Source organism: Bacteroides caecigallinarum, assembly GCF_016902295.1.
GTDB lineage: Bacteria > Bacteroidota > Bacteroidia > Bacteroidales > Bacteroidaceae > Phocaeicola > Phocaeicola caecigallinarum_A.
On sequence record NZ_JACJLQ010000011.1, the window covers coordinates 52,645 to 70,534 of the forward strand.

13 protein-coding genes are annotated in these 17,890 nt (G+C 43.1%); 12 read left to right on the top strand and 1 reads right to left on the bottom strand.

The window, feature by feature from the left end:
• Positions 1 to 110: 110 nt before the first annotated feature.
• The 5 genes from H6A27_RS05325 (at position 111) to H6A27_RS05345 (ending at position 5,604) form a co-directional block, all read left to right on the top strand.
• The gene (locus tag H6A27_RS05325; RefSeq protein WP_154043040.1) at positions 111 to 590 is read left to right on the top strand and encodes a DUF4494 domain-containing protein; all 480 of its coding nucleotides are present in this window, start codon (positions 111 to 113) and stop codon (positions 588 to 590) included.
• Positions 591 to 602: 12 nt separating this feature from the next.
• Complete coding sequence (locus H6A27_RS05330; RefSeq protein WP_204507963.1) at positions 603 to 1,271, top strand: YggS family pyridoxal phosphate-dependent enzyme; 669 nt, start codon at positions 603 to 605, stop codon at positions 1,269 to 1,271.
• Positions 1,272 to 1,284: 13 nt separating this feature from the next.
• Positions 1,285 to 2,259 (top strand): dihydroorotate dehydrogenase-like protein, encoded by a 975-nt coding sequence (locus H6A27_RS05335; protein WP_204404194.1) that lies wholly within the window; start codon positions 1,285 to 1,287, stop codon positions 2,257 to 2,259.
• A 426-nt stretch (positions 2,260 to 2,685) separates the two neighbouring features.
• The gene (locus tag H6A27_RS05340) at positions 2,686 to 4,344 is read left to right on the top strand and encodes a long-chain fatty acid--CoA ligase (RefSeq protein WP_204507964.1); all 1,659 of its coding nucleotides are present in this window, start codon (positions 2,686 to 2,688) and stop codon (positions 4,342 to 4,344) included.
• A gap of 3 nt (positions 4,345 to 4,347) precedes the next feature.
• Positions 4,348 to 5,604 (top strand): hypothetical protein, encoded by a 1,257-nt coding sequence (locus tag H6A27_RS05345; RefSeq protein ID WP_204404198.1) that lies wholly within the window; start codon positions 4,348 to 4,350, stop codon positions 5,602 to 5,604.
• Between the two features lie 68 nt (positions 5,605 to 5,672).
• On the opposite strand, the gene H6A27_RS05350 is transcribed toward H6A27_RS05345, so the two are convergent.
• Positions 5,673 to 6,518: a patatin-like phospholipase family protein gene (locus tag H6A27_RS05350; RefSeq protein ID WP_204507965.1), complete on the bottom strand. Its 846-nt coding sequence runs from the start codon at positions 6,516 to 6,518 to the stop codon at positions 5,673 to 5,675.
• 139 nt (positions 6,519 to 6,657) lie between these two features.
• On the opposite strand from H6A27_RS05350, the gene H6A27_RS05355 reads away from it, so the two are divergent.
• The 7 genes from H6A27_RS05355 (at position 6,658) to dnaK (ending at position 17,824) form a co-directional block, all read left to right on the top strand.
• The gene (locus H6A27_RS05355) at positions 6,658 to 8,049 is read left to right on the top strand and encodes an aminopeptidase P family protein (protein WP_204507966.1); all 1,392 of its coding nucleotides are present in this window, start codon (positions 6,658 to 6,660) and stop codon (positions 8,047 to 8,049) included.
• Positions 8,050 to 8,070: 21 nt separating this feature from the next.
• Positions 8,071 to 9,267 carry a C1 family peptidase gene (locus H6A27_RS05360; RefSeq protein ID WP_204404204.1) on the top strand — a complete coding sequence of 399 codons (1,197 nt, stop codon included), beginning with the start codon at positions 8,071 to 8,073 and terminating at the stop codon, positions 9,265 to 9,267.
• A 191-nt stretch (positions 9,268 to 9,458) separates the two neighbouring features.
• A complete protein-coding gene (gene recJ / locus H6A27_RS05365; protein WP_204404206.1) occupies positions 9,459 to 11,180 on the top strand; it encodes a single-stranded-DNA-specific exonuclease RecJ in 1,722 nt (573 codons plus the stop codon).
• Complete coding sequence (locus H6A27_RS05370; RefSeq protein ID WP_204507967.1) at positions 11,181 to 13,088, top strand: RecQ family ATP-dependent DNA helicase; 1,908 nt, start codon at positions 11,181 to 11,183, stop codon at positions 13,086 to 13,088.
• A 101-nt stretch (positions 13,089 to 13,189) separates the two neighbouring features.
• Positions 13,190 to 13,768, top strand: a complete 579-nt coding sequence (locus H6A27_RS05375) for a helix-turn-helix domain-containing protein (RefSeq protein ID WP_204404210.1) — start codon at positions 13,190 to 13,192, stop codon at positions 13,766 to 13,768.
• 13 nt (positions 13,769 to 13,781) lie between these two features.
• Positions 13,782 to 15,434 carry an AMP-binding protein gene (locus tag H6A27_RS05380; protein ID WP_204404212.1) on the top strand — a complete coding sequence of 551 codons (1,653 nt, stop codon included), beginning with the start codon at positions 13,782 to 13,784 and terminating at the stop codon, positions 15,432 to 15,434.
• A 476-nt stretch (positions 15,435 to 15,910) separates the two neighbouring features.
• Complete coding sequence (dnaK, locus tag H6A27_RS05385; protein ID WP_204507968.1) at positions 15,911 to 17,824, top strand: molecular chaperone DnaK; 1,914 nt, start codon at positions 15,911 to 15,913, stop codon at positions 17,822 to 17,824.
• Positions 17,825 to 17,890: the final 66 nt, after the last annotated feature.

The following is a 17,890-nucleotide window of genomic DNA, read 5'->3' on the forward strand; positions in this document are numbered from 1 at the left end:
CAACTAACCGCCAAGAAAGTTTTGACGGTTTTCGTACACCGTTTACAAATAAATACTATCTTTGTCGAAGTAAATTATACGTAATATTTAATATAAAAAAGGAAAACGACATGATGCATAATTGGTTTGAATGCAAAATCAGATATGAAAAAGTAGCCGAAAACGGGATGAACAAAAAAGTAACAGAACCATACCTGGTAGATGCACTCAGCTTTACTGAGGCTGAATCCAGGATAATAGAAGAAATAACACCTTTCATTAGCGGAGAATTCACCGTTTCCGACATAAAGAGAGCCAATTACAGCGAATTATTCTTCTGCGAAGACGATGAAGCCGACAAATGGTTCAAATGCAAATTATATTTCATAACCCTTGACGAGAAAAGCGGTGCGGAAAAGAAAACAGCGACCAACGTTCTGGTACAGGCTGCCGACCTAAAGGACTCTATCAAAAAGCTTGACGAAGGGATGAAGGGTACAATGGCAGACTATGTGATAGCCTCGGTTGCCGAAACAGCTATCATGGACGTATATCCATACTCTGCCGAACCGGACGTGAAACCAGAATTTCCTGATGCAGCAAACAGATAAGACTATACTATCATGGACATCAAAGCAATATTGGATGAAATAAAGGCCGAGTTGCCACAGACAACGCGACTTGTAGCAGTATCGAAATTTCATCCTGCCTCGGCTATACAGGAGGCTTACGATGCAGGACAAAGAATTTTCGGTGAAAGCAAGGTACAGGAACTGGAAGAAAAGCACGACATTCTTCCTCAGGACATCGAATGGCATTTTATAGGACATCTGCAAACAAACAAAGTCAAATATATTGCACCATACATTTCCATGATTCATGCCGTAGATTCTTTCAAGCTTTTGGCAGAAATAAACAAACAGGCCGCCAAGGCCGGCAGAGTCATTCCTTGCCTGCTCGAAATACACGTGGCCAAGGAAGAAACCAAGTATGGTTTCACTCCTGACGAATGCATGGATATGCTGAACAGCGAAAACTGGAAAGAACTCACTAACGTATCAATATGTGGAATAATGGGTATGGCCACAAATACTGACGATGAGAACATGATTGAACAGGAATTCAGTACGCTTGCGTCGTTCTTCGAAAATCTGAAATCGACGGTGTTCAGAAATGATGATTCATTCAGGGAGCTCTCAATGGGAATGTCGGAAGACTATCATCTGGCAATCAAGCATGGAAGTACACTCGTAAGAATAGGCAGTAAAATCTTCGGAATAAGAAACTATTAAAATCATAATAATTATGACACAAATAACAACAACATTTGCCGGGTTGAAACTTAAAAACCCAATCATAGTAAGTAGCTCTGGTCTGACCAACAGCGCAGAAAAAATCAAGAAACTTGAAGCCGCAGGTGCCGGAGCCGTGGTATTGAAATCTGTTTTTGAAGAACAGATAACAGTTCAGGCAGGACAGATGAGCGGATACGGAGCTCCTGAAGCTGACGATTATCTGAGCGCATACGTACGTTCAAACGCCCTGAACGAACACATCGCGCTGATAAAGGAAGCCAAAAAGGAATGCAACATACCGGTAATAGCAAGCATCAACTGCTATTCAACAAGCGAATGGACTGAATTCGCCAAACACATGGAAGAAGCCGGAGCCGATGCACTCGAAATCAATATCCTTTCCCTACAGACTGAAAAGGAATATAAATACGGCAGTTTCGAACAATTGCACATCGATGTTCTGAAGAACATTAAAAATGCCGTAAAGATTCCTGTGATAATGAAACTCGGAAACAATCTTACAAACCCTGTAGCGCTTATAAACCAGCTGTATGCCAACGGTGCCGCCGCAGTAGTATTGTTCAACCGCTTCTATCAGCCTGACATCAATATCGATACAATGGCGTTCACCAGCTCGAACGTATTCAGCGAGGCTAACGAACTGACTGAAAAAATAAGATGGACAGCCATATCATCCGCTTCAGTACCTAAGATTGACTATGCGATATCCGGAGGTGTACATTGCGGAAAAGGGGTAATCAAGTCTATCCTTGCCGGAGCGAGCGCAGTAGAAGTATGTAGCGCAATCTACAAATACGGCGAAAAGGAAATTGCTGAAATGACCAAGGAACTTACAGAGTGGATGGCATCAAAAGGCTTCGAAAACATTGAAAGCATGAAAGGTAAAATGAATGCCAATGCAGCAGGAAGCATCAACCCATTCGAAAGAACTCAGTTCATGAAATACTACAGCAACCACGAATAAAAAGCAGAGCCAGATGTTAAGTTATGTTATAAGCATCTGCTGAAAATCAGTACTAAAATAAAGTACCACAAAACCTTGAAATAAACGCGGTCACATTTCAATCGAAGTGCGACCGTGTTTCAATTTAAATACGGCCGTGTTTATTCCCAAAATTCTTTCTATTCAAATCGCCACACTTGGAAAGCTTATAACAAACTGTGATACAATCAATTAAGCAGGCTGCACATTTTGGTGGTACCAATAATGACATTCCATAAAATCATACAGAGGTGTTCCCGTTAATAGTTAAAAAATTTTATAAAAACTATTTTTCGAGAACACCTTTATTATGTCATAACGTTTTATCAATAAATAGTTTGAATACTTATAACAAAATTGTATATTTGCACAATACACTTATATTTGTGCACAACCAAAATTTCGATTATGGAAAATAGTTTCTTAGCTTTTATAGAAGAAAGTATCAAGAAAAACTGGGACCTTGACGCCCTTACAGATTATAAAGGTGCTACCCTACAGTATAAGGATGTAGCCAGAAAAATAGAAAAACTTCATATCCTGCTGCAGGAAAGTGGTGTCAAACCCGGAGACAAGGTAGCACTATGCGGACGCAACAGTTCGCACTGGGGAGTCGCATTCCTTTCGATACTTACATACGGAGCTGTAGCCGTTCCAATACTTCACGAATTCAAGCCGGATAATGTACACAACATTGTGAACCATTCCGACGCGCGCCTGCTCTTTGTAGGCGACATGGCGTGGGAAAACCTCAATGAAGCAGAAATGCCTTCATTGGAAGGTATAATTCTGATGACAGACTTCACACTGTTAGTATGCCGAAGCGAGAAGTTATTATACGCCAGAGAACATCTTAACGAAATGTTCGGTAAGAAGTTCCCTAAGAATTTCCGTCGCGAACACGTCTCATACCGCAGGGACAATCCTGAAGAACTGGCCATAATAAACTACACTTCCGGAACCACAAGTTTCTCGAAAGGCGTCATGCTTCCTTATAGGGCAATATGGTCGAACACACAGTTTGCATTCGAAGTCCTGTCACTAAAACCAGGCGACAGAGTTATCTCAATACTTCCTATGGCACACATGTACGGACTGGCTTTCGAGTTTCTTTACGAGATGTGTACAGGATGTCACATATACTTCCTTACACGCATGCCAAGCCCTAAGATTATATTCCAGGCATTTGCCGATGTCAAGCCAAGTATCGTAATTTCAGTACCTCTTATCATTGAAAAAATCATCAAGAAGAACGTCCTTCCCAAGTTGGAGACTCTAAAGATGAAGATATTGCTTAAGGTACCTATCATCAACGACAAGATAAAAGCCGCTGTAAAGGAACACATGATACAGGCATTCGGAGGAAATTTCTACGAAGTAATCATAGGAGGAGCAGCCTTCAATCAGGATGTAGAGAAACTTCTTAAGAGCATAGATTTCCCATACACAGTAGGATACGGTATGACAGAGTGCGGTCCAATTATCTGCTACGAAGACTGGAAACGATTCAAACCAGGTTCATGCGGTAAAGCCGCACCGCGTATGGAAGTAAGGATAGACAGTCCTGATCCGGAAAATATAGTAGGCGAAATCCTTACAAGAGGCGATAATGTCATGCTTGGCTATTACAAAAACCCTGAAGCTACAGCACAGGCTATCGACAAGGACGGATGGCTTCATACCGGAGACCTCGGAATAATGGATGCTGAAGGAAACATAACCATAAAGGGACGCAGCAAGAACATGCTTTTAGGACCTTCGGGCCAAAACATCTATCCGGAAGAAATAGAAGATAAGCTGAACAACCTGCCGTTCGTATGCGAAAGTATAGTCATACAGCAGGAAGACCATAAGCTGGCAGCACTTATCTATCCGGACTTCGACGATGCCTACACACACGGAATGAGTCCTGCCGACATTGAAAAAACAATGGAGGAAAACCGTGTTACACTCAATTCCGAACTTCCAGCATACTCACAGATAGCAAGAGTGAAGATTTATCCGGAAGAATTCGAAAAGACACCTAAGAAGAGCATTAAGCGTTTCTTGTATCAAGACGTAAAATAATAGATGAAAAGACACTTCACATATTTCAAGATGTTCCTGCTGACAGCAATACTGACAGCAGGAACAATGTTTTCCCCTATCTCTGCCCAGGAATATGGATTGAAAAAGGGAAGAAACATCTCTTTGAGCATAAATAACCAAAACTCAGAAAAACAAAAGACTTATTTCAATTTCGGACTGTTAAGTAACTATCAGAACCTTAATGGGGCCAGTATAAACATCATCTCGGATGTGGTTCATCAGAAAACAGCAGGATTCCAGGCTTCCGGATTTGTAAATATTGTAGGAAACAGAAGTTCCGGAATGCAGGTTGCCGGTATAGCCAATATATCCGGAGTGAAATCGCACGGATTAAGAATTGCCGGCCTGTTCAATATCAGCGGAAGGTCCACTTACGCCATGCAGATATCCGGAATAGGTAATCTGGCTGGTAATAACCAAAAAGGATTTATGATTACGGGACTTTTGAACATGAGTTCCGTCAATACGAAAGGAATACTGATTTCAGGTATGGCAAATATAGCCGGAAACGAACAGAAGGGAGTAGCGATAGGCGGACTTTCGAACGTATGTGGAGGCGACATGCACGGAGTACAGATATCTTCATTAATGAATATCGCCGGCAATACCAATCAGGGATTTCAGCTTTCCGCATTAGGCAATGTCAGCGTCATAAACCATGGTTTCCAGATGAGCTGCATATCCAATTATTCCGGCGACAACAAAGGATTGCAATTGGGTATTGCGAATGTCAGCAATAAGTGCAGCAAAGGTGTACAGATTGGAGTGATAAACATCAATGGCGACAGTTGTGCCCGCCAGGTGGGAATAATAAATATAAAACCTCAGACACGCATCCAGATGATAGTATCAGGAGGAAATCTCTATAAAACCGGTGCCGAGGTAAGATTCAGAAACAAACTTATCTACACACAGCTTGGAGCGGGAATGATTCTTGGCGGACTTACTGACAAAGCTTCCGTGGCAGGAACATACAGAACCGGTCTGGCATTTCCGTTGATAAAAGACAAGTTACATCTCAATACAGACATAGGATACAGCCATATAGAGACACTTGGAAATGCAAATATCATCCCTGACAGGTTGTATGCCATCCAGCCAAGATTAGGTTTGGAATATAACCCTCTGAAAAAGTTCGGAGTATTCATTGCCGGAGGCTATTCATGGACCAGAACATATAAAAACAACCAGGCATACTACAAAAGTCCGATAGTTGAGGCAGGCTTAGTATTATTCTAAAAGATTTTCATTTATGATTAAGCGGTATTTAAACAGTGTTTAAACGCTGTTTAAATACCGCTTAAATATTATATTAAAGGCGACAATACCTTTTCCGCGCAGGCATAGCCTTCATCATAAAGTTCGGTAAGTTTCTTTATATCCTTCTCGATACGGTTTACAACGACTTTCTTTTCAGGACGGATTGCTATAATCTTTCCCTCATCTTCCATTTTTTCTACCATCTCCAGCTGTTCATTATATACACGGCAACGGTTACTCAATAGAACACGCAAACGAGGATATCTGGTATATATGAAATGAGGAACCTTTATGTCTTTCTCTGTCTTACGGTAACCACGATTACGGGTAAGAACGACAACATTCTTCTCATATCCCTGCTCTATCGCTCTCAATACAGGTATGGAGTCTATAATTCCCCCATCAAGCATTGGCTTTCCATCTACATGGACAATAGGACATACGTATGGCAGACTGCTTGATGCTTTTGCTATGCGCAACAGGCGTTCCTTATCATGCTTTTCTTCAAGATAACATGCCCTGCCGGTTACACAATTCGTAGTGACCATTTCAAATCGGTTAGGATTCTTCATATAAGCATCATAATCGTATGGCAGGATTTCTTCAGGAAAGAGTTCGTACAGAAGCTTCTGGTCTAAAATACTACGCTGATGAAAAAGATGTTTAAAGCTTATATAGTTATACTTTTCAAGCATATCTATATTACTGTATTTGGCACGTCCACGCTGATGTGACATAAACGAAAGTCCGTTACATGCTCCTGCAGATACTCCTACCGCGTATGGAAATTCAATATCATTATCCATCATAAAATCAAGCACACCACAGGTAAAGACGCCGCGCATGCCACCACCTTCAAGCACTAAGCCCATTTTAGTTAAATCTACTTTCATAACATTTCTCTTTTAAAACAGACACGCCAAATGCAAATATATGTTTTTTCGGGACATTCGGATAGAAAATAAAACATTTTTTTCTTACTTTTGCGACACAAATATCATAATATATTAACTACTGTATAATATTTCTGCTATGTTTGAAACCTTAACATATCAAAATAGGCGCAAGGCCCTGCGCGAAAAAATGAGCAATGGCTTAATTCTCATTTTAGGCAACAATGAGGCGCCTGCAAATTATCCAGACAATACATACAAGTTCAGACAGGACAGCTCGTTCCTGTATTTCTTCGGACATTCACATCCCGGATACGCCGGAATAATTGATATAGACAGCGGCGAGGAATATTTCTTCGGAAACGATGTTGACATGGACGACATCATCTGGATGGGTCCTCAGCCAAGCATAAAGGAACTCGCGGAAAGAGTCGGGGTAAACAAGAGCTATCCTTTCGACAAACTGAAAGATGTTATTGGCAAAGCCCTCTCACAACGCAGAAAAATTCATTTCCTGCCACCATACCGCTACGACAATATGATGCTTCTCGAAGACCTGACAGGTATAAAGGCTTCTATGGTAAAGACTCATGCTTCTGTAGAAATGATAAAAGCCGTTGTGTCTCTAAGAGCCGTAAAAGAGCAATGCGAAATTGACGAAATAGACAAGGCATGCAATATAGGTTACGAAATGCACACAACTGCCATGCGTCTGTGCAAACCTGGAGTATCCGAACAATACATAGCAGGTATCCTGGAAGGTATCGCCGCTTCATACGGAAGCATGACATCATTCGCTACTATCCTCACTCAGAACGGACAGACACTGCACAACCACGACCACAGCCACATTCTCCAGGAAGGAAGACTGATGCTGACCGATGCCGGTGCGGAGAACATAAACAACTATTGCTCGGACCATACGCGCACAGTGCCTGTAGGTGGCAAATTCACTCAACGTCAGAAAGACGTGTACAACATAGTTTATGCTTGTCATGAAAAGGCTCTTGAACTTGCCAAACCTGGTATCACATACAAATCAGTACACCTCGATGTATGTAAGGTTCTGGCTCAGGGACTTAAAGACCTTGGACTGATGAAAGGCGATGTAAACGAAGCAGTTGCTGCCGGAGCCCATGCACTGTTCATGCCTCACGGACTGGGACACATGATGGGTCTTGACGTTCACGATATGGAAGACCTTGGACAGATTTATGTAGGATATGATGATGAGGTTCGTCCTTCCGACCAGTTCGGACTGGCTTCATTGCGTATGGGACGCCGCCTGCAGCCTGGATTTGTCATGACAGACGAACCCGGATGTTACTTCATACCTGCACTTATAGACAAATGGAAAGCTGAAGGAATGCATACCGACTTCCTGAACTACGACGTTATAGAAAAGTATAAAGACTTTGGCGGTATCCGTCTGGAAGATGATATTCTCATCACTCCTGACGGTTCAAGATTTACCGGCGAAAAACGTATTCCTATCAAGGTAGAGGACGTAGAGGAGATAATGAAGAATTAAAAACTTAAAAACTCAAATAACATGAACAAATTAATCACATTGGCTGCTTTGGGACTTTGTTTCAGTGGCATCAACGCCCAGGAGGCGAAAGAAGAAAAAGCTGAAGAGGGCTTTGTATTTACTACTATCAAGGAAAATCCTATCACATCCATCAAGAACCAGAACCGTTCGAGCACTTGCTGGTCATTCTCGTCTGTAGCGTTCCTTGAATCGGAATTGTTACGTCAAGGCAAAGGCGATTTCGACCTTTCAGAGATGTTCATAGTTCACCATACTATGGAAGACCGTGCAGTAAACTACGTACGTTACCACGGCGACGCTTCATTCTCACCTGGAGGAAGTTTCGAGGATATGGTAGTCTGCTACGAAAAATACGGTATGGTTCCTCAGGACGCTATGCCGGGTATCATGTACGGCGACTCACTTCCTGTTCATAACGAACTTGACGCTGTAGCAGGAGCATACGTTGAAGCTATCGGCAAAGGTAAATTCTCAAAACTTACTCCGGTATGGAAAAACGGACTGCGCTCTATCTATGACACTTATCTTGGCGAATGCCCGAAAGAATTTACTTACAAAGGCAAGACTTACACTCCGAGAACATTTGCTGATGAAGTGCTGAAACTTAACATGAATGATTATATATCTTTGACTTCTTACACTCATCATCCTTTCTATACTCAGTTCAATGTCGAGGTACAGGACAACTGGCGTAACGCTCTTTCCTACAACCTGCCTATAGAAGAGCTTATGGAAGTTATGGATAATGCCGTAAGAAAAGGATATACATTCGCATGGGGTTCAGACGTAAGCGAACAGGGATTCACTCGCGACGGTATAGCCGTATTCCCTGATGCTACAAAGGGAGCCGAACTTACTGGTTCTGATATGGCTCACTGGTTAGGTCTTAGCGCAGCCGACAAGCGTAAGGAACTTACAAGCAAACCTCTTCCTGAAGTAACTGTAACTCAGGAGATGCGTCAGACTGCTTTCGACAACTGGGAAACTACCGACGACCACGGTATGCTTATCTACGGTTTGGCTAAGGACCAGAACGGAAAAGAATATTTCATGGTTAAGAACTCTTGGGGTGAAGCCGGAAAATACAAAGGTATATGGTATGCTTCAAAAGCATTCGTTGCATACAAAACAATGAACATACTTGTACACAAGGATGCCATTCCTTCAAATATCGCAAAGAAATTAGGCCTGAAATAATCGTAATATAGACTGATTACAAATAAATATGATGCCGGTTTAGTTAAATTTTATACTAAACCGGCATTTTTATTCTTTCTTTTTCCTAACTTTACAAAATGAAAAAATCATCGGACAAACGATACTCCGGTAAACCCAGGAACACGCGTTCCGCCATACATCTACTTAAGAAAAAGAAAAAAAATAATATAATGAAATACAAATGGAATTATCAACCTCCTACTCTCGAGCAAAGAGAAGAAGCCAGGGCACTGGCAAAGGAAATAGGAATTAGCCCCATCCTTTGCCACTTATTGCGACAGAGGGGCATAAAAACTGCCGACGCGGTAAAGAAATTCTTCCGCCCTCAGTTGCACGATCTGCACGACCCGTTTCTGATGAACGACATGGACGCAGCTGTGGCAAGACTTAACAAGGCTATGGGAAGAAAAGAACGTATTTTGATTTATGGTGACTATGATGTTGACGGAACTACGGCAGTGGCATTGGTCTATAAATTTCTTCAGCAGTTTTACTCAAATATAGACTATTACATTCCTGACAGATATAACGAAGGCTATGGAGTAACAATCAAAGGAGTGGATTATGCTTACGAAACCGGTGTCAAACTGGTTATCGTACTCGACTGCGGTATAAAGGCTGTTGACGAAATCGCTTACGCCAAAGAAAAAGGCATAGACTTCATAATATGCGACCACCACGTTCCTGACGAAGTCCTTCCGGACGCGACCGCAATATTAAACCCCAAAAGGGCCGATTCAACTTATCCATACGAACATCTTTCCGGTTGCGGCGTAGGATTTAAACTGATGCAGGCTTTCGCACAGAACAATGGAATAGAATTCCATCAGCTTACTCCACTGCTTGACCTTGTGGCTGTCAGCATAGCCTCGGATATTGTTCCTATAATGGGAGAAAACAGAATATTGGCCTATCATGGCCTAAGGCAGCTGAACGCCAATCCGTGCATGGGACTGAAAGCGATAATCGACGTATGCGGACTGTCGGAAAGAGAAATAACAATGAGCGACATTGTCTTCAAGATAGGCCCAAGAATCAATGCTTCAGGCAGAATACAGAAAGGTAAAGAGGCGGTTGACCTGCTTATAGAGAAGGACAGCAAGCTTGCCCACGAGAAAGGCGTCCGCATAAACAGCTATAACGAACTGCGCAAGGACCTTGACAAGACTATGACTGAAGAAGCCAACAAGATTGTGGACTCACTGGATAATCTGTCGGAAAGACGTAGTATAGTGATCTACAACGAGGAATGGCATAAAGGAGTAATAGGTATCGTAGCTTCACGACTAACGGAAATATACTATCGCCCTGCCGTTGTACTGACATGTACCGATGGCCTGGCTACCGGATCGGCACGTTCAGTATCCGGATTTGATGTATATAGCGCTATAGAAAACTGTCGCGACCTGCTGGAAAATTTCGGTGGTCATACTTACGCAGCCGGACTTTCGATGAAAGTAGAAAATGTTACAGAGTTTACACGAAGATTCGAAGAATATGTAACGAACCATATATTGCCCGAACAGACAAATGCCACTATAGACATTGATGCCCAGCTCGACTTCCGCGACATTACGCCTAAATTCTTTTTCGACCTGAAAAAGTTCAACCCATTCGGTCCTGAAAACCATAAGCCGGTGTTCGCGACCCTAAATGTTTACGACTACGGAACAAGTAAGGTTGTGGGACGCGAACAGGAACATATCAAGCTGGAACTGGTTGACAACAAGTCGAACAACGTAATGAACGGAATTGCTTTCGGACAAAGTTCGCAGGTAAGATACATCAAGACGAAACAGTCGTTCAACATCTGCTATACAATAGAAGAGAACTCGCACAAACGTGGAGAAATACAACTGCAAATTGAAGACATTAAGCCAAGCGGATTTTAAATGACTACAGACTACCGCAAAATACTGAAAGACTACTGGGGATATGATAACTTCCGCGGAATTCAGGAAGATATCATCAACAGCATTGGCAGTGGTCGCGACACACTTGGGCTGATGCCTACCGGGGGCGGCAAGTCGATAACGTTCCAGGTTCCGGCATTGGCAAAGGACGGTCTGTGCATAGTCATCACCCCGCTTATAGCCTTGATGAAAGATCAGGTGAGAAACCTCCGCGACAGAGGCATAAAAGCAATTGCGATATATTCTGGCATGACACGCGAGGAAATCATCATATCGCTTGAGAACTGTATTTTCGGTAATTACAAATTTCTTTACATCTCGCCTGAAAGACTTGATACGGAAATATTCCGCGTCAAACTCCGCAGTATGAAGGTGAGTATGATAACAGTTGACGAATCGCACTGTATCTCGCAGTGGGGTTACGACTTCCGTCCTGCCTATCTCAAAATATCGGAAATAAGAAATATGCTGCCGGGAGTGCCTGTACTGGCACTTACCGCCACAGCCACGCCCGAAGTGGTAAAGGATATACAGCAGAGACTCGCATTTAAGGAAGAGAATGTGTTCCGAATGAGTTTTGAGAGAAAAAACCTTGCCTATATCGTACGTAGGACTGAAAACAAATCAGAAGAACTTCTTCATATTCTGAAACACGTTCCAGGTTCGGCCATAGTCTATGCACACAACCGTAAGCGTACTAAAGAATACTCTCAGATGCTAAACGAGAATGGCATTACCGCCACATTCTATCACGCCGGTCTGAACAATGACACAAAAGACCAGCGACAGAAATCGTGGGTGAAAGGAGATACACGCGTCATGGTAGCCACTAATGCCTTCGGCATGGGTATAGACAAGCCTGATGTTAGACTCGTAGTGCATGTTGACATACCGGACTCACCCGAAGCATATTTCCAGGAAGCCGGACGCGGAGGTCGTGACGGCGAAAAGGCATACGCTGTATTGCTCTACGCAAAAAGCGACAAGGCCACTCTCAAAAAAAGGATTACCGACACATTTCCCGAGAAAGAATATATACGCACGGTTTACGAACATATCAACTATTACTACCAGATGGCTATGGGCGACGGCCTCGGTTGCGTAAGGGAATTCAACATTGACGAATTCTGCCGTAATTTCAAGCATTTTCCCATCCAGGTGGACAGTGCGCTGAAAATACTTACACGCGCAGGCTATATAGAATATACAGACGAACAGGACAACAACTCGCGCCTGATGTTTACACTCACCAAAGAAGAACTCTACCGTATCCACGAAACGAGCCCTGAGACAGAAAAACTTATCAACGTAATACTGCGGTCGTACACTGGAGTATTCACTGAATATGCCTATATCAACGAGGAGACTTTATCGGTTCGTACCGGACTGACTCGCCAGCAAATATACGACACATTGATATCTCTAACCAAACGCCGCATACTCCATTATATTCCCGGGAAGAAAACACCTTATATAATATACACACGCGAACGTCAGGATGCAGACAGACTGATATTCACAAAAGAGGTGTACGAAGACAGAAAGAATAGTTTCATCCACCGCATAGAGGCAATGACAGAATATGCCGAATCGGAAGGCAAATGCCGCAGCCGCATGCTACTGCTATACTTCGGCGAGAAGAACGAGCATAATTGCGGACTGTGTGACGTATGCCTTGCCTCTCACTCGTCAGGAATGAAACAAGGAACTTTCGACGAGCTGGAACGTCTCATCGAAAATGCTTTGTCGGACAAAAGCATGTCAGTGAGCGAACTGATAAGCAGTATAGACAGAGACGACAAAGATAATATCATAAAGGTCATATCCTATTTGCTGTCTGAAGAGATAGTTTGCCAGAAAGACGGAATATTATCTCTTTCAAAATAGGAATTAACAGCTTCAGCAGACAAAAAGTTACCAAATTACATGTTTTAATCAGATTTTATTTATATTTGCGTCTGAAAACATACAAATCAAAACTTTTTACCATGGATTACACAAACATTATCGGCGAAAAAATCAAATCGCTAAGAGACATAAAAGAAATCAGTATAGAAGAATTGGCTGAAAACACAGGTCTGTCTGCCGAACAGATTTCACGTATAGAAGAAAACATTGACATCCCTTCACTTGCTCCGCTTATAAAGATAGCACGTGCCCTCGGAGTACGTCTTGGAACATTCCTTGACGATCAGGACAGCGAATCAGGCCCTGTGGTATGCCGCAAAGGAGAAGCCGACGACACAATCAGCTTCTCAAACAATGCTACCGACTCACGCCAGCACATGCATTATCATTCACTATCACGCAGCAAGACTGACCGCCACATGGAACCTTTCATCATTGATATTGACGAGAACAAGGAAACCGTGTTCAACCAGTCGGCACACGAAGGCGAAGAATTCATCATGGTAATAAACGGAATGGTGGAAATAACATACGGCAAGAACACATACGTACTTGAAGAAGGCGACACCATATATTACGACTCAATAGTGCCTCATCATGTCCATGCCTACGAAGGTCAGGCAGCACGAATCCTTGCAGTAATCTATACACCTATTTAAAAAGCCGGAAACCATGTTACAATTATCAGAAAGAACACTTGGCGACTGGCTCGAACATTGGGCTACAGTCTCCCCCGACAAAGAATATTTAGTTTATTCCGACCGCAACCTGCGCTTCACTTGGAGCCAATTCAACAAGCGCGTGGACAATATGGCAAAAGGTCTGTTGGCCATTGGAGTGGAAAAAGGTACTCACGTAGGTATATGGGCAGGAAATGTGCCCGACTGGCTGACATTCCTGTATGCATGCGCAAAAATCGGTGCGGTAGCTGTAACAGTAAATACCAACTACAAGCAGGCCGAACTGGAATATTTGTGCCAGAACTCGGATATGCATACCCTCTGCATAGTGAACGGCGAAAAGGACAGCGACTTCGTACAGATGACATACAACATGCTTCCGGAGCTGAAGACCTTCAGCCGCGGACACATGAAAAGCAAGCGTTTCCCGTGCATGCGCAATGTGGTTTACATCGGTCAGGAAAAATTCAGGGGGATGTACAACACTCCGGAAATACTTCTTCTTGGAAACAACATCGACGATGAAGTGCTCGAAAAAGCCAAAAAGCAAGTAAGCTGCCACGACACGGTAAACATGCAATATACATCCGGTACGACAGGATTCCCCAAAGGAGTCATGTTAAGCCATTACAACATAGCCAACAACGGATTTCTGACGGGCGAACACATGAAATTCACTTCGGACGACAAGCTATGTGTCTGCGTACCGCTGTTCCACTGTTTCGGCGTAGTACTTGCCACAATGAACTGCCTCACTCACGGATGTACGGAAGTAATGCTTGAACGCTTCGACCCCCTACTCGTCCTTGCGTCAGTGCATAAGGAACGCTGTACAGCACTTTACGGTGTACCGACAATGTTCATCGCCGAACTCCACCACCCTATGTTCGACATGTTCGACCTCACAAGTCTTCGCACCGGCATCATGGCAGGTTCTCTCTGCCCTGTGGAGCTGATGCGCCAGGTTGAGGAAAAAATGTTCATGCGCGTAACCAGCGTTTACGGTCTGACAGAGACCTCTCCAGGCATGACACATACCCGCATAGACGACCCGTTCGAAGTACGCTGCACTACCGTAGGCCATGAGTTCGAGTTTACTGAAGTAAAGGTAATCGATCCGGAAACAGGCGAGGAATGTCCTGTAGGAGTTCAAGGCGAAATGTGCAATCGCGGTTACAACACCATGCAGGGGTACTACAAGAACCCTGAAGCCACAGCCGAAGTTATCGACAAGAACGGTTTCCTTCACTCAGGCGACCTCGGCGTAAAAGACGAGAACGGCAACTACCGCATAACAGGACGTATAAAGGATATGATTATCCGTGGCGGCGAGAACATCTATCCGCGCGAAATAGAGGAATTCCTCTATCAGATGCCAGGCATAAAGGATGTACAGGTGGCTGGAATACCATCGAAGAAATATGGTGAGGCCGTAGGAGCATTCATCATCCTGCACGAAGGATACGAGATGAACGAATTCGATGTGCGCGAGTTCTGCCAGGGCAAGATAGCACGATATAAAATACCGAAATACATATTCTTCGTTGACGGTTTCCCACTGACAGGAAGCGGAAAGATACAGAAATTCAAGCTTAAGGACTTAGGTCTTGAACTCTGTAAACAGAAAGGTATAGAGATAATCTGACATTATACATTATTATATAGTAAATGGAGCCACGGTGACATAGTTACAACCGCGGCTCCTTTCTTTTTTGTGTGTACACAAAACAAAAACCACTCTACATCATGATAAAATATTTTCATGCCGAATATTTCTATAAATACAAATTATATATATATAAATATAGATTGTGTTTTTATAAATACAAGTTATATTTATAAGAATACAAATTGTATTTATAGATTTCTTGCTGAAAAAACACTTTTATCATCAGCAAAAAGAAATCTTTCCTATTACATAAACAAAAAATATATATAGCATAAAAGATGACAGAAATCATGATTTGTCAGTACAATTAAGACGTTTTCCAGCCAAAATGTCAGTTTTTGTCCGTGCCAAAACTATTTTATTCCGTGGCACGCGGTTTGTTTATATTACAGCGTAACGCAAAAGTTACAGAAATAACTTAATTAGATAATAATAAAAAAACAGATAAAATTATGGGAAAGATTATTGGTATTGACTTAGGTACAACAAACTCATGTGTAGCAGTGTTCGAAGGTAACGAACCAGTTGTAATCGCTAACAGCGAAGGTAAACGTACTACTCCATCAGTAGTTGGTTTCGTTGACGGCGGCGAACGTAAAATCGGTGACCCTGCAAAACGTCAGGCCATCACAAACCCAACCCGTACAGTTTACTCAATCAAACGTTTCATGGGTGAAACTTACGAACAGGTAGCAAAAGAAATTGAACGCGTTCCATATAAAGTTGTTCGTGGCGAAAACAACACTCCACGTGTTGACATCGACGGACGTCTTTACACTCCACAGGAAATCTCAGCTATGATTCTTCAGAAAATGAAGAAAACAGCAGAAGACTACCTCGGCCAGGAAGTTACAGAAGCTGTCATCACAGTTCCGGCATACTTCTCAGACTCACAGCGTCAGGCTACAAAAGAAGCCGGCCAGATTGCAGGTCTTGACGTAAAACGTATCGTAAACGAACCGACAGCAGCAGCACTTGCATACGGCGTTGACAAATCAAACAAGGACATGAAGATTGCGGTGTTCGACCTTGGTGGTGGTACATTCGATATCTCAATCCTTGAATTCGGTGGCGGTGTGTTCGAAGTACTTTCTACAAACGGTGATACTCACCTTGGTGGTGATGACTTCGACCAGGTAATCATCGATTGGTTGGTTCAGGAATTCAAGAACGACGAAGGTGCTGACTTGACTCAGGACCCAATGGCAATGCAGCGTCTGAAAGAAGCAGCAGAAAAGGCAAAAATCGAATTGTCATCTTCTACTTCTACAGAAATCAACTTGCCTTACATCATGCCGGTAGCTGGTGTTCCAAAGCACTTGGTTAAGACATTGAGCCGTGCTAAATTCGAACAGTTGGCACACAACTTGATTCAGGCTTGTCTTGAACCATGTAAGAAAGCTATGAGCGATGCAGGTTTGAGCAACTCAGATATCGACGAAGTAATCCTTGTAGGTGGTTCTTCACGTATCCCTGCAGTTCAGAAACTCGTAGAAGACTTCTTCGGTAAAGTTCCTTCTAAGGGTGTTAATCCGGACGAAGTAGTTGCAGTAGGTGCAGCAGTTCAGGGTGCCGTATTGACAGACGAAATCAAGGGTGTTGTTCTTCTTGACGTAACTCCATTGTCAATGGGTATCGAAACAATGGGTGGTGTGATGACAAAACTTATCGACGCCAACACTACTATCCCTTGCAAGAAGAGCGAAGTGTTCTCTACAGCAGCCGACAACCAGACAGAAGTTACAATCCACGTACTCCAGGGTGAACGTCCTATGGCAGCACAGAACAAATCAATCGGTCAGTTCAACCTGACAGGTATAGCTCCAGCTCGTCGTGGTGTTCCTCAGATTGAAGTAACATTCGATATCGACGCAAACGGTATCTTGAAAGTATCTGCCAAGGATAAGGCTACAGGTAAGGAACAGGCTATCCGTATCGAAGCATCATCTGGTTTGAGCAAGGAAGAAATCGACCGTATGAAAGCTGAAGCTGAAGCAAACGCAGAAGCTGATAAGAAAGAAAAGGAACGTATCGACAAATTGAACCAGGCTGACAGCTTGATCTTCTCTACAGAAAATCAGTTGAAAGACCTTGGCGACAAAATCCCTGCAGACAAGAAAGCTCCTATCGAAGCTGCTCTTCAGAAACTGAAAGACGCTCACAAGGCACAGGATTTGGCTGGTATCGACGCTGCAAGCGCAGAACTCCAGTCAGCTTTCCAGGCAGCAAGCGCTGAAATGTATGCTCAGTCAGGCGCACAGGGCGGTGCACAGGCAGGTCCTAACGCTGGTCAGGCAAACAACAGCGGCGCTAACGACAAGCATGGCGACAATGTTCAGGATGCTGATTTTGAGGAAGTAAAATAATCAAATAAAGTAGTTTAATTAAAATGAGGCATAATTACAATGATTGTGCCTCATTTTTTTATTTAT